This is a genomic window from Micromonospora purpureochromogenes, from assembly GCF_900091515.1.
In the GTDB taxonomy this organism is placed as follows: domain Bacteria; phylum Actinomycetota; class Actinomycetes; order Mycobacteriales; family Micromonosporaceae; genus Micromonospora; species Micromonospora purpureochromogenes.
This window is the reverse complement of record NZ_LT607410.1, coordinates 2,145,840-2,158,588: the sequence shown is the minus strand read 5'-3', so window position 1 is coordinate 2,158,588 and position 12,749 is coordinate 2,145,840. Positions and strand designations below refer to the sequence as shown.

The following is a 12,749-nucleotide window of genomic DNA, read 5'->3' as shown; positions in this document are numbered from 1 at the left end:
CCTGGGCACCATCACCCGTCATCGCAGCGAGAGAGGCAGCAGCAGATGAACGACAGACAGCACGGAATGAGCCGTCGCCGGATCCTCGGCGCCTTCGCCGGCGTCGCCGGCGCGGCCGCCGTCGGGGCCGCCGGCTGGGCGCCCGCCGCCGGAGCCGACGGCAACGGACTGCTCGTGCCGACCGGCAAGCGCGGCATCATCCTCTACAGCGTCCGGGACCGGATCGGCGCCGCACCGGACGCCACCGGAGTGCCGTACGGCTTCGAGCGGGTGCTCGCCCGGCTCGCCGAGATCGGCTACAAGGAGGTCGAGTTCGCCGGCTACAACCAGCACGTCTCCATCCTGGGCCGGCAGATCACCGCCGCCGAGATCCGCAAGATCCTCGACGACAACGGGCTGCGCGCCAACGGCTCGCACGCCTCCATCCCGAGCACCATCAACCCCACCACCCTCGCCGCGTTCGAGCAGCAGCTCGACATCGCCGAGACGCTGGGGATGACCCACATCGGCACCGGCAACGACCCGACCGGCAGCAACTACAAGGCCGACTGGGACGCGGCGGCCGACCGGTGGAACACCCTCGGCCAGTTGGCCGCCGCCCGTGGGCTCAAGCTCTACACGCACAACCACGACGCGGCGTACAACTTCCTGCTCGACAGCGGGCCGCTGGACGAGCTGGGCCGGCCCACCCGGTCCTCCGGCGTCCGGAAGCTGGAGTACTTCATCGGGCTCACCGACCCGGAGTACGTCTGGTTCGAGATGGACATCTACTGGGCGCACGTGGCCCAGCACCGGTTCCGCAGCTACACCGACCCGGACGGGGTGACGCAGACCGACGTCTTCGACCCGCTGGCCACGGTGGCGGCCCAGCCGATCCGGTTCCCGCTGTTCCACGCCAAGGACGGCGCGTTCAACCCGGACACCACCAGCGGGTACGAGATGGTGCCGCTCGGCCAGGGCGACATCGACTACGGCACCTTCTTCGGCAACATGGGTGCGAAGGGCTACCACAACCCGATGTGGGAGCAGGACAACGCGCCGGGCGGCAGCGCCGACCCGGGCCGCTCGCTGCGCTACGCCGAGGTGAGCTACCAGCACATGTCGGGTCTGCGGGGCTGACGGACCCGACCGTCGATCGAGTGGCCGCACCCGGGCGGCGTACCGGGTGCGGCCACTCGCGCCATCAGACGTAACACCGCCGTGGAAGACTCCGGCCGGAGGTGGTGGCGATGGTTCCCGTCCGACCGGAGAACGCGTACCAGGCACGACTGCTGCGAATGCTGCGCGACGACGGCCCGCGGTCGCGGGTGGAGCTGGGCGACGCGGTGGGCCTGTCCCGGTCGAGGCTGATCGCGGAGGTGGACCGCCTCGTGGAGCTGGGCCTGGTCGAGACCGCCGGGCCGGCGGCCTCCCGCGGCGGCCGGCGGTCGTCGCTGCTCCGCCTCGCCGGTACGGTCCGCTTCGCCGGCGTCGTGATCGGCACGCACCGACTCACCGTCGCCGTCACCGACGGCGAGCTGAACGTGCTGGCCGAGCTCCGCGAGCCGGCAGACGTCCGGTCCGGTCCGGGGCCGGTGGTCGCCCGGGCCGCGGAACTCGTCGGCAAGCTCCGGGCCGAACTGGGCCTGGCCCAGCTCACCGGCGTCGGCGTCGGCCTGCCGGGGCCGGTCGCCTTCCGGGAGGGCACCCCGATCGCACCCGGTGCCCTGCCCGGCTGGCACGGGTTTCCGGTGCGCGACACCCTCGGTGCCGAGCTGGGCTGTCCGACGCTGGTCGACAACGACGCCAACGTGATGGCGCTCGGCGAGCAGCACGCCGGGATCGGCCGTACCTTCGACGACTTCCTGTACGTCAAGCTCGGCACCGCGATCGGCTGCGGCCTGGTGCTGCGGGGCGCGCCGCACCGGGGCGCGACGAGCGGCGCCGGCGACATCGCCCACCTGCGACTCGCTGACGACGGCCCGGGCTGCGCCTGCGGCGAGGCGGGGTGCCTGGAGGCGTACTGCGGCGAGGCCGGGCTGGTCGCCGCGGCGCTCGACGCGGCGCGGTCGGGCCGCTCCCCCGCCCTGGCCGACCGGCTGGCCACCACCGGCACCCTGACCATGGCGGACGTCGCCGGGGCGGCGGCCGGAGGCGACCCGGTGGTGCAGGCCGTCGTGCGCGACGCCGCCCGCCGGCTGGGCCGGGTGCTGGTCGGGCTGGTGAGCTTCGTCAACCCGGGCATCGTGATCATCGGCGGCGCCCCGGACGGCCTCGGGCACACCCTGCTGGCCGAGATCCGGGCCGTGGTCTACCGCCGGTCGGCGCCGCTGACCACCGGCACGATGCCGATCGTCCTGTCCGACCTCGGCGAGCGGGCCGGCGTGGTGGGCGCGGCCCGGCTGATCAGCGAGCGGGCCTTCGCCGCCGAGTGACCGGCCCGGCCCCGGCGCCACGAACGCGGCCCGGCGGCCTGACCGACCCCAGGGACTTCCCGCCTCACGGGGAGGTCGGGCAGGGGTCGGTCGGGCCGAGGCGCGTCAGTCCTTGCTGCTGAACGCGGCGTCGAACGCCGCCGCGGGGGCGTCGAAGGCGAGCCGGCGGACGAACTGCAACGCCTCCGGCGCGCCGACCAGCCGGTCCATTCCGGCGTCCTCCCACTCGATGGAGATCGGCCCGTCGTAGCCGATCGCGTTGAGCGCCCGGAAGCAGTCCTCCCACGGCACGTCGCCGTGGCCGGTGGAGACGAAGTCCCAGCCCCGGCGCAGGTCGGCCCAGGGCAGGTGGGACGAGAGCCGGCCACGCCGCCCGTCGCCGGTGCGTACCTTCGCGTCCTTGCAGTCCACGTGGTAGATCCGGTCGGCGAACTCGAGGATGAAGTTCACCGGGTCCAGCTCCTGCCAGACGAAGTGCGACGGGTCCCAGTTGAGCCCGAACGCCGGCCGGTGGCCGATCGCCGCGAGCGCCCGCCGGGTCGTCCAGTAGTCGTAGGCGATCTCGCTGGGGTGCACCTCGTGGGCGAAACGGACCCCGACGGAGTCGAAGACGTCGAGGATGGGGTTCCACCGGTCGGCGAAGTCCCGGTAGCCGCGCTCGATCATCTCCGGCGGCACCGGCGGGAACATCGCCAGGGTGTGCCAGATGGACGAGCCGGTGAACCCGACCACCGTCTTCACCCCGAGCTTCGCCGCCGCGCGGGCGGTGTCCTTCATCTCCTCGGCGGCGCGCCGGCGTACCCCCTCGGGTTCGCCGTCGCCCCAGATCCGGGCCGGCAGGATGCCCTGGTGCCGCTCGTCGATCGGGTGGTCGCAGACCGCCTGCCCGACGAGGTGGTTGGAGATGGCGTGGACGCTGAGGTGGTGCTTGGCGAGGGTCTCCCGCTTGCGCTCGACGTACGAGTCGTCGGCGAGGGCCTTGTCGACCTCGAAGTGGTCGCCCCAGCAGGCGATCTCCAGCCCGTCGTAGCCCCACTCGGCGGCGAGCCGGCAGACCTCGTCGAACGGAAGATCGGCCCACTGGCCGGTGAAGAGCGTGATCGGTCGCGCCATCGTCGTTGTCTCCCCTGTCGTGAGGGGGATTCCTGAGCGTGGGCGGGGCGAGGGGCCACCGGTACGGAAGCGGTCACGGGTCGCCGGTGGGTGCGGCACGCACCTGGGCCCCGACGGGTTGCGCCTCCCGCCGGGTCACCGGCCACCTCGCGGTCGCCGCCCTCACTCTAGGACCGCCGGGACCGACTGGGAAGGGCCCGCCACGGACCGGGGGAAGGTCACTCGGCCTGCTCCTCGGCGGCGGGCAGCTCGGCGCGCACCGACCAGCCGCCGTCCGGGCGGGGGCCGGCGGTGAAGGTGCCGCCGACCGCCTCGACCCGCTCGCGCATGCCGAGCAGGCCGAGCCCGGCGCTCGGTCCGGGCGACGGTGACGTCTCGGCGCCGACGTCGCGTACCTCGATGGCGACGCCGTCGGGGTCGTAGCGCAGCCGGACCGCCACCGCCGCGCCCGGCGCGTGCCGGTGCGCGTTGGTCAGCGACTCCTGGATGATCCGGTACGCCGCGACGTCCACCTCGGTGGGCAGCGGGCGGGGCTGGCCGGCCACCGTCCAGCGCACCGGCTGGCCGGTGCTGAACCCCTCGACCAGCGCGTCCAGCCGGTTCAGGCTGGGCGCCGGGTCGGTGGGTGCGCCGGTCTCCTCCGGCCGCACGGTCTGCTCGGCGCGCCGGGCCCGCTCCGCCAGCACCGCCACGTACGCCCGCCGGCTGCGCACCGCGTCGCCGAAGGCCACCGCGACGCCGAACCAGAGCAGCAGCACCACCACCGCCGGGTCCAGCCCGGACACGCCGAGCGTGGCGATCGCCGCCGCGCCGACGGCGAGGGCGCCGACCAGACCGGCCACGGCGGCGGTCCGCCTTTCGGCGCGGCTGGCGACGGTGTACGCGGCGATCGCCACGGTGAGCACCATGGGCCCCCGGGCGACCCCGGCGAGCTGCGCGAGCACCACGCTGACGGTGGTCAGGGCGAGCACCGGCAGCGGATGGCGGCGGCGCACCGCGAGCGCCCCGGAGCCGATGGCGGCGAGCAGCACGGCGGCGAGGCTGAGCGGCGCCCCGGGCGGGTTCACCGGCAGCAGGCTGGCCACGAAGAGCCCGGCGGCCAGCAGCGCGTCGGTGACCGCCGGGTGCGCCCGCGCGATCCGGCGCCACTCCGCGAGCCGTCCCATGCGGTCAAGGTACGGCAGCCGCCCGGCCCCGGACGCGGCACCGCCGGGGTGCGTGGCACCCCGGCGGTGTCGGTGTCGAACGGGCCGGCGCGGTGGCCGGCGCGGTCAGTGGGTCAGGGCAGGGTCCACTTCTGGTTGGCGGCGCCGTTGCAGGTCCAGAGCTGGACCGGGGTGCTGTCGGCGGAGTTGTTGCCCGAGACGTCCAGGCACTTGCCGGACTGCGGGTTGCGCAGCGACCCGTCGGCCTGGGCCGACCAGTTCTGGGCGCCGCTGCCGTTGCAGGTCCAGAGCTGGATCTTGGTCCCGTCGGCGGAGCCGCCACCGGAGACGTCCAGGCACTTGCCCAGCGCCCTGATCGTCGAGTTCGGCGCCACCGTCCAGGTCTGCGCCGCGGTGCCGTTGCAGGTGTAGAGCTGGATCTGCGTGCCGTCGGCGGTGCCGCTGCTGCGGACGTCCAGGCACTTGCCGGCGAGGCCCTTGATCGGTCCGGTGCCGCCGGTGGCGCCGCCCCGGACCAGGGTGAAGTCGTCGACGTCGAAGAGCCCGGTGCCGGTGCCGGTGTAGGTCAGGTACAGGTTCTGGGTGCCGGACGGCACCCCGGTCAGGGCGGTGGTGACGTCGGCGTACGTCGTCCAGCTCCCGGTGTTGGGCACCGCGACCGAGCCGAGGACGGTACCGGTGGTGGAGCCGGTACGCACTCCGATGGTGCCGCCGGGACCGCCGGAGACGACCCGCGCCTTGAAGGACGTCACCCCGGTCAGGTCCACCCCGTTGTACGCCGACCAGTCACCCGGGTCGATGTAGCCGAGGGTCTGCCCGCCGTTCGCGCCGGCCTTGGTGAACGGGGTGACCCCGCTGGCCGAGCTGAACGCCTCGGCCTGGATGGTGGTGTTGCCGCCCGGTGGGGTGGAGCCGAGTTCCTTGATCCGGACGTTGCGGAACGACGCGTCGTCGCCGGTGCCGTGGTTCTGCAGGCCGATGTGCCCGGCGAGCGAACGGACCGGGTTGGTGTTGGTGAAGTCGTTGATCTTCACGCCGTTGAGGAAGACCTGGAGCCGCTCGCCCTCGACCAGCAGCTCGTAGGTGTTCCACTCGCCCGGCGGGTTCAGCGCCGCGTCCCGGGCGGCGATGTCGGCGGACTTGAAGGTGTAGACCGCGCCGGTGGTGCGGTCGACCGCGTCGGTGGCGTCGATCTGGATCTCGTAGCCGTTGTTGACCGCGGACCAGGGGTCGGTCGACGGCGGGAAGCCGATGAAGACCCCGGAGTTGTCGTCGCCGGCGAGCCGCCAGTCCAGCTTGAGCGAGTAGTTGGTGAACTGCTTCGCGCTGTACCAGTAGAGGCCCATCCCGCCGACCGAGGTGAGCGTGGCGTCGGCATTGGTGAAGCTGCCCGGTCCGGCCTGCGACCAGCCGGTGGTGGAACCGTTGTAGAGGGTGGTGTAGCCGGTCTCCGGCCGGCAGTCGGCCTTGGCGCGGCCGGCCGCGTAGCGGATGCCGCCGAGCAGGTGGGCCCGGAACGCCGGTTCGGCGTACGACGCCTGGGTGTGCCCACCGCCGGTGTAGAAGGACCGGCCGCCGCTGTAGGTCTTGCACCAGGAGTGCGGATGATCCGCGCCCATCCCGCCACCGGAGTACGACGACTCGTCCAGGGTGGCCAGCACCCGGGCGGTGGAGCGGGCGTTGGTCTGGTAGTTGTACCACTCGTCGGTGCGGGTCCAGGTCTGCGGCAGGTGCGCGCTGGCCGGGTGCGCCCGGTTCTCCACCTTGACGTTGGCCTGCTGGATGGCCGGGTGCGAGGCGAAGTACGCCCCGACCAGGTTGCCGTAGAACGACCAGCCGTACTCGGTGTCGGCGGCGGCGTGCACGCCGACGTACCCGCCGCCGGAGCCGATGTACGACTCGAAGGCGGTCTGCTGGCTGGCGTTGAGCACGTCGCCGGTGGTGTTGAGGAAGACCACCGCCTCGTACTGGGCCAGGTTGCCGGTGGTGAACGCGGCGGCGTCCTCGGTGGCGGTGACGGTGAAGCTGTTGGCCGCGCCCAGGTCGCGGATGGCCTGGGTGCCGACGGCGATGGAGTCGTGCCGGAACCCGGCGGTCTTGGAGAAGACCAGCACGTCGTACGGGGCGTCGGCGGCGGACGCCGGGGTGGCGGGGGCGGTGCAGGCGATGACGGCGAGGACGGCGGTGGCCGCGCCGAGGACGGGACGCAGGAGTCTGCGCATGTCGCTCTCCTATCGGTGGGCGGGGACCCCGGGCGGGCCGGCGGGCCGGGCGGGGCCCCCGCGCGTTCACTCGGTTACGGCAGGGTCCACTTCTGGTTGGCGGCGCCGGTGCAGGTCCACAGGTGCACCGGGGTGCTGTCGGCGGAGTTGTTGCCCGAGACGTCGAGGCACTTGCCGGACTGCGGGTTGCGCACCGTGCCGTCGGCCTGGGCGGACCAGTTCTGCGCGCCGCTGCCGTTGCAGGTCCAGAGCTGGATCTTGGTCCCGTCGGCGGAGCCGCCACCGGAGACGTCCAGGCACTTGCCCAGCGCCTTGATCGTCGAGTTCGGCGTCACCGTCCAGGTCTGCGCCGCGGTGCCGTTGCAGGTGTAGAGCTGGATCTGGGTGCCGTCGGCGGTGGCGGCGTTGCGGACGTCCAGGCACTTGCCGGCGAGCCCGACCACCGGCCCGGTGCGCACCGTCGCGCCCGTGGTGAAGGTGAACGAGTCGACGTCGTAGAGCGCCCCGGTGCCCGACCCGGCAAAGGTCAGGTAGAGCGTCGTGGTGCCCGCCGGCGCCCCGGAGATCGCGCCGGTGACCGTGGTGAAGGAGTCCCAGGCGCCGGTGACCGGCACCGTGGCGGAGCCGAGCACCGTGCCGGTGGCCGACCCGGCCCGGACCTGGAGGGTGCCGCCCGTCCCGGCCGAGGAGACCCGGGCGCTGAACGAGGTGACGTCGCCAAGCTGGTACGGCTGGAAGGCGATCCAGTCCCCGTTGTTGATGTCGCCGACGGTCTTGCCGCCCTCGGCGGTCGCCTTGTCGAAGGTGTTGATGCCGGACGAGGTCTTGAAGTGCTCGGCCTGCCGGTGGCGGGGCTGGAGGGTGTGCTGGGTGTGCGTGGTCAGCCCGCCCGCGTCGGTGTACTCGGCGTCGAAGATGGCGAAGATGTTCGCCGCGTCGTCGTGCTCACCGTCGACCGGGATGGCGATCGAGCCGGAGCAGCCGGTCTTCGAGGTGATCTGGTGGCCGTGCTGGTCGTGGCCGAGCACGTAGGTCATCTTGACCTTGGTGCAGTCGATCGTGCCGTCCTCGGGGTCGGTGACGGTGATGCTGAAGGGCACGGTGTCGCCGTAGGAGAAGAGCTTGCCGTTGCCGGGGCTGTTGATCGTCACGGTCGGGGCGGTGTTGCCGACGCTGATCACCACGCTGGCGCTGCCGGTGGCGTTCTGCGGGTCCTTCACCGTCAGCGTGGCGGTGTACGTCCCGTTGGCGGTGTAGGTCTTCGCCGGGTTGGCGGCGGTGGAGGTGGTGCCGTCGCCGAAGTTCCACGCGTACGCCAGCGCCCCGCCCTCCGGGTCCGACGACCCGGCCGAGGAGAAGTTGACGGCCAACGGGGCGGCGCCGGAGGTCTTGTCCGCGGTCGCCCTCGCCGTCGGCGCCCGGTTGCCGCCGCCGATGTGGTCGAAGCGGTAGAGCGCCGAGTTGGCGTCGCCGTTGAAGTAGCCGGTGCCGTAGTCGAGCACGTAGTACGCGCCGTCCGGGCCGAAGGCGGAGTCCATCACCTGCTTGCCGGTCCACGGGAAGCTGTCGATGGTGCCGCGCGAGCCGTCGGCGTTGACGTGGATCGGCTTGATCCAGCCGCGGCCGAACTCGGTGGCGAAGAACTGCCCGTCGAAGGACTGCGGGAACTTGGTGGTCGAGGTCGACGACGCGTTGTAGCGGTAGACCGGGCCGCCCATCGGGGACTCGGAGCCGCCGCCGAACTCGGGCGGGCTGCCGGCGTCGCCGCCGTACCGGATCCAGGCCGGCCTGGCCGCGGGCAGCGTGCTCTGGCCGGTGTTGCGGAACGAGTTGTTGGTGGGGCCGCCGGTGCAGTTGTACTTGGCGCCGCCGGTGCCGGTGGCGAAGTCCCACTCGTTGTAGGTCTCGGTGCTGGTGTTGGTGCCGGTGCAGTACGGCCAGCCGTAGTTGCCGGGCGAGGTGACCCGGTTGAACTCGACCTGGCCGGAGGGGCCCCGGGTGGCCGAGGTGGTGCCGGCGTCGGGGCCGTAGTCGCCGACGTAGACGATGCCGGTGGCCTTGTCGACGCTCATCCGGAACGGGTTGCGGAAGCCCATCGCGTAGATCTCGGGCCGGGTCCTCGCGGTGCCGACCGGGAAGAGGTTGCCGGACGGGATCGAGTACGTCCCGTTGGCGTTCACCTTGATCCGCAGGATCTTGCCGCGCAGGTCGTTGGTGTTGCCGGCGCTGCGCTGCGCGTCGTACCCGGGGTTGCGGTTGGTCCGCTCGTCGAGCGGGGCGTAGCCGGCGGAGTCGAACGGGTTGGTGTCGTCGCCGGTGGACAGGTAGAGGTTGCCGGCGGCGTCGAAGTCGATGTCGCCGCCGACGTGGCAGCACAGCCCCCGGTCGGCGGGTACGTCCAGCACGTCGACCTTGCTGGCCTGGTTGACGGTGAAGTCGGCGTTGAGGGTGAACCGGGACAGCCGGTTGACGCCCTGCCAGGCGGAGAAGTCGCTGCCGGTGGCCGGCGCGTCGCCGGCGGGGGTGGACAGCGGCGGGGCGTAGTAGAGGTAGATGTGCCGGTTGGTGGCGAAGTTCGGGTCGACGCCGACGCCCTGCAACCCCTCCTCGTCGTGGGTGTAGACCGACAGCGTGCCGATCACCGAGGTGGTGCCGTTGGCGTCGGTGCGCCGCAGGGTGCCGTTACGGGCGGTGTGCAGGACCGAGCGGTCCGGCAGCACGGCCAGGGACATCGGCTCGCCCGTCTCGGCGACGCCGCGGGCCAGCTCGACCTGCTGGAAGTCGGTGGCGATGATGACGTGGGCGGCGGCCGGGGCGGGGCCGCCGAGGGCGGTCGGGCCGGCCGTGATGCCGACGGTGCCGACGGCCGCCACCAGGAGCAGGGCGGACGCGGCGGAGGACCATCGTGGGGAGCGGTGGGTGGGTGCGTCCTTCATGGACATTCTGTGCTGTCCCTTCCTGACGAGTGACTGCCAGGGTGGGGCGCGCGCCGTCGCGCCGGTGCCGGGTACGGGGATGCGGCAGGGCGGTCCGGGCGGCGCCGGACCGGCCGTGACCACCGGTCGGGGCGGGGGACCGCGCGCCCGGAGGCCACCAGTCGATGGGTTACCGCGCCGCCGGTTCACCTCGACGAAACATGTTCGTGATGCCACGAACATTAAGGGTTGTGAATTTGTCTGTCCATACCTTCTGCCCCGTGGAAGCGAACTTTCGTCCGATTGGCTGAAAGCTCGCGGGCATGGCGAGGAAAGGCCCCGGCGGGCCGTGGCGGCGCACCGGTGTCAGCGCCGGCGGTGCACCGCCTGGTCGGCCAGCGCGGCCAGCGCCGCCAAGGCCGGCTCCGCCAGCGGCAGCCGGTCCAGCGCCGCCCGGGCGGCGTCCGCGCGCAGCAGGATCAGCCGCTCGATCTGCTCCCGGGCCCCGGTCGCCTCGATGATCGCGCGCAGCTCGGCCGCGCCGTCGGCGTCCAGGTCGGGATTGCCGAACAGGTCCCGCAGCCGGGCGCTCTGCGCCCGGTCGGCGGCGTCGCGGGCCAGCGCCATCATCACCGTCGGCTTGCCCTCACGCAGGTCGTCCAGGACGGACTTGCCGGTCACCGCCGGGTCACCGAAGACGCCGAGCACGTCGTCGCGGAGCTGGAACGCGTCACCGAGCGGGTCGCCGAAGTCGGTGAGCGCGGTGACCAGCTCCGGCTCGGCGCCGGCCAGCGCCGCGCCGATCTGCAACGGGCGGGTGACCGTGTACCGGGCGGCCTTCATCCGGATCACGGTGAGCGCGCTGGCCACCGAGCCGTCCCCGACACCGGAGACCAGGTCCAGGTACTCCCCCGCGATCACCTCGGTCCGCATCCGGGCGAAGACCGCGTACCCCCGGCAGACCTGCGCGGTGCTCAACCCGCACTCGTGGAACATCTGGTCCGACCAGGCCGCGCAGAGGTCCCCGCAGAGCAGCGCGGTGTTGCGCCCGTACGCCTCCGGGTCGCCGCGCCAGGCGGACCGGGTGTGCAGGTCGGCGAAGAGCCGGTGCACCGACGGCGCGCCCCGGCGGCGGTCGCTGCCGTCGAGGATGTCGTCGTGGATCAGGGCGAACGCGTGGAACAGCTCCAGCGCCGCCGCGGCGACCACGATCGGTCGGTCGTCACCGCCGCCGGCGCCGCGCCAGCCCCAGTAGCAGAACAGCGGGCGCAACCGCTTGCCGCCGGCCAGCACGAAGCGGTGCAGGGCGGCGAAGATGCCGCGCGGCGCCCCGTCCGGCCAGTCCGGCCCCTGCCGGTCCAGGAAGGCCACCAGTTCGGCGTCGAAGCGCGCCCGCAGCCCGCTGGTGTCGGTCGGGGGCGCGGTGACGGTCACCGCCGCTCCCCCGGTCCCGGAGTCGGTCCGGCAGGACCGGGCGGTCGCCCGCCCGACGACGCCACGGCGGCCGGGGACGGCACCGCACCGGCGGGGGACGCCGGCGGGGCCAGCCCGGCCAGCTCCAGCAGCAGCGCCTTCACCTCGGTGGCCGCGAGCCGGTCCCGGGCGGCGGCCGGGTCGGAGCAGAGCAGCACCGGGGCGTCCGCCGGGTCGGCGGGCAGCCGGCCGTGCGAGCCCCGGACCGCCCGCGCCCCGGCGTCGAGGCCGACCACGCTCATCAGGTACCGCATGCCCAGCTTCTTGCGGGCCAGCGCGACCGCCGCCCGGCGCTTCGCCGCCCCCGGCGCGGCCGGGTCGAAGAAGAGTTCCGCCGGGTCGTACCCGGGTTTGCGGTGGATCTCGACGAGCCGGGCGAAGTCCGGGGCGCGGGCGTCGTCGAGCCAGTAGTAGTACGTGAACCAGGCGTCCGGCTCGGCCACCAGCACCAGCTCACCGGCGCGCGGATGGTCCAGCCCGGCCGCCGCCTTGCCGTCGGCGTCGAGCACCTCCGCCACCCCGGGCAGGCCGGCGCAGAGCTTCGCCACCGCCGCCACGTCGGCCGGGTCGCGGACGTAGACGTGGGCCACCTGGTGGTCGGCCACGGCGAAGGCCCGCGACGTCCACGGGTCCAGGTACTCCATCCCGGCCTGGGTGTAGACCCGCAGCAGCCCCTCGGCGCGCAGCAGCCGGTTGACGTCCACCGGGCGGGAGACGTCGGTGATGCCGTACTCCGACAGCGCCACCACGGTCGCGTCCCGCGCGCGGGCGGCGTCCAGCAGCGGGCCCAGCACCGCGTCCAGCTCCGCCGCCGCCGCGGCGGCCCGGGGCGAGGACGGGCCGAAGCGTTGCAGGTCGTAATCGAGGTGCGGGACGTAGACCAGGGTGAGGTCCGGGGCGTGGTCGGCGAGGATCCGCTCGGCGGCCCGGCAGATCCACGCCGAGGAGGGCAGCCCGGCGCCGGGCCCCCAGTAGGTGAAGAGCGGGAAGGTGCCCAGGTCGGTGAGCGTGTCGTGCAACTCCGGCGGGTCCGTCCAGCAGTCCGGCTCCTTGCGCCCGTCGGCGTGGTAGACCGGGCGGGGGGTGACCGTCCAGTTCACGTCCGCGCCCATCGCGTACCACCAGCAGACGTTGGCCACCGTGTAACCCGGTTCGGCCCGGCGGGCGGCCTGCCAGAGCTTCTCCCCACCGACCAGCGCGTGGTGCTGCCGCCACAGCAGCACCTCGCCGAGGTCGCGGAAGTACCAGCCGTTGCCCACGATCCCGTGCCCGGCCGGCAGCTCCCCGGTGAGCAGGGTCGCCTGCGCCGAGCAGGTCACCGCGGGCAGCACCGTGCCCAGGCCGGCAACGAACCCCTCGTCGGCGACCGCGCGCAGCCGGGGCATGTGCGCCAGCAGCCGAGGGGTCAATCCGACCACGTCCAGCACCACCAGTCGACGGCTCATG

Annotated in this window: 8 protein-coding genes; 2 read left to right on the top strand and 6 right to left on the bottom strand. The window is 73.2% G+C overall.

Going from position 1 to position 12,749, the window contains the following annotated elements:
- The first annotated feature begins 45 nt into the window (after positions 1 to 45).
- Both GA0074696_RS10120 and GA0074696_RS10115 read left to right on the top strand, forming a co-directional pair.
- Positions 46 to 1,119, top strand: coding sequence for a sugar phosphate isomerase/epimerase family protein (locus GA0074696_RS10120; protein WP_231925318.1), 1,074 nt, complete (start codon positions 46 to 48; stop codon positions 1,117 to 1,119).
- Positions 1,120 to 1,229: 110 nt separating this feature from the next.
- Positions 1,230 to 2,414 (top strand): ROK family transcriptional regulator, encoded by a 1,185-nt coding sequence (locus tag GA0074696_RS10115; protein ID WP_088960856.1) that lies wholly within the window; start codon positions 1,230 to 1,232, stop codon positions 2,412 to 2,414.
- A gap of 105 nt (positions 2,415 to 2,519) precedes the next feature.
- On the opposite strand, the gene GA0074696_RS10110 is transcribed toward GA0074696_RS10115, so the two are convergent.
- The 6 genes from GA0074696_RS10110 to GA0074696_RS10085 form a co-directional block, all read right to left on the bottom strand.
- Positions 2,520 to 3,527, bottom strand: coding sequence for a sugar phosphate isomerase/epimerase family protein (locus GA0074696_RS10110; RefSeq protein ID WP_088960855.1), 1,008 nt, complete (start codon positions 3,525 to 3,527; stop codon positions 2,520 to 2,522).
- Positions 3,528 to 3,745: 218 nt separating this feature from the next.
- The gene (locus tag GA0074696_RS10105; RefSeq protein ID WP_088960854.1) at positions 3,746 to 4,693 is read right to left on the bottom strand and encodes a sensor histidine kinase; all 948 of its coding nucleotides are present in this window, start codon (positions 4,691 to 4,693) and stop codon (positions 3,746 to 3,748) included.
- A gap of 113 nt (positions 4,694 to 4,806) precedes the next feature.
- Positions 4,807 to 6,915 carry a ThuA domain-containing protein gene (locus GA0074696_RS10100; protein ID WP_088960853.1) on the bottom strand — a complete coding sequence of 703 codons (2,109 nt, stop codon included), beginning with the start codon at positions 6,913 to 6,915 and terminating at the stop codon, positions 4,807 to 4,809.
- A gap of 74 nt (positions 6,916 to 6,989) precedes the next feature.
- The gene (locus tag GA0074696_RS10095; RefSeq protein WP_088960852.1) at positions 6,990 to 9,857 is read right to left on the bottom strand and encodes a PQQ-dependent sugar dehydrogenase; all 2,868 of its coding nucleotides are present in this window, start codon (positions 9,855 to 9,857) and stop codon (positions 6,990 to 6,992) included.
- A 339-nt stretch (positions 9,858 to 10,196) separates the two neighbouring features.
- The gene (locus tag GA0074696_RS10090; RefSeq protein ID WP_088960851.1) at positions 10,197 to 11,264 is read right to left on the bottom strand and encodes a polyprenyl synthetase family protein; all 1,068 of its coding nucleotides are present in this window, start codon (positions 11,262 to 11,264) and stop codon (positions 10,197 to 10,199) included.
- Positions 11,261 to 12,748, bottom strand: a complete 1,488-nt coding sequence (locus tag GA0074696_RS10085; RefSeq protein ID WP_088960850.1) for an alkaline phosphatase family protein — start codon at positions 12,746 to 12,748, stop codon at positions 11,261 to 11,263. Before GA0074696_RS10085 ends, GA0074696_RS10090 begins: the two co-directional genes overlap by 4 nt.
- Between the last annotated feature and the right edge of the window lies 1 nt (position 12,749).

What these genes read in the sequence shown, in the direction of transcription:
- GA0074696_RS10120 (WP_231925318.1), top strand. Translation starts at nt 46, where the DNA reads ATGAACGACAGACAGCACGGAATGAGCCGTCGCCGGATCCTCGGCGCC.
- GA0074696_RS10115 (WP_088960856.1), top strand. Translation starts at nt 1,230, where the DNA reads ATGGTTCCCGTCCGACCGGAGAACGCGTACCAGGCACGACTGCTGCGA.
- GA0074696_RS10110 (WP_088960855.1), bottom strand. Translation starts at nt 3,527, where the DNA reads ATGGCGCGACCGATCACGCTCTTCACCGGCCAGTGGGCCGATCTTCCG.
- GA0074696_RS10105 (WP_088960854.1), bottom strand. Translation starts at nt 4,693, where the DNA reads ATGGGACGGCTCGCGGAGTGGCGCCGGATCGCGCGGGCGCACCCGGCG.
- GA0074696_RS10100 (WP_088960853.1), bottom strand. Translation starts at nt 6,915, where the DNA reads ATGCGCAGACTCCTGCGTCCCGTCCTCGGCGCGGCCACCGCCGTCCTC.
- GA0074696_RS10095 (WP_088960852.1), bottom strand. Translation starts at nt 9,857, where the DNA reads ATGTCCATGAAGGACGCACCCACCCACCGCTCCCCACGATGGTCCTCC.
- GA0074696_RS10085 (WP_088960850.1), bottom strand. Translation starts at nt 12,748, where the DNA reads ATGAGCCGTCGACTGGTGGTGCTGGACGTGGTCGGATTGACCCCTCGG.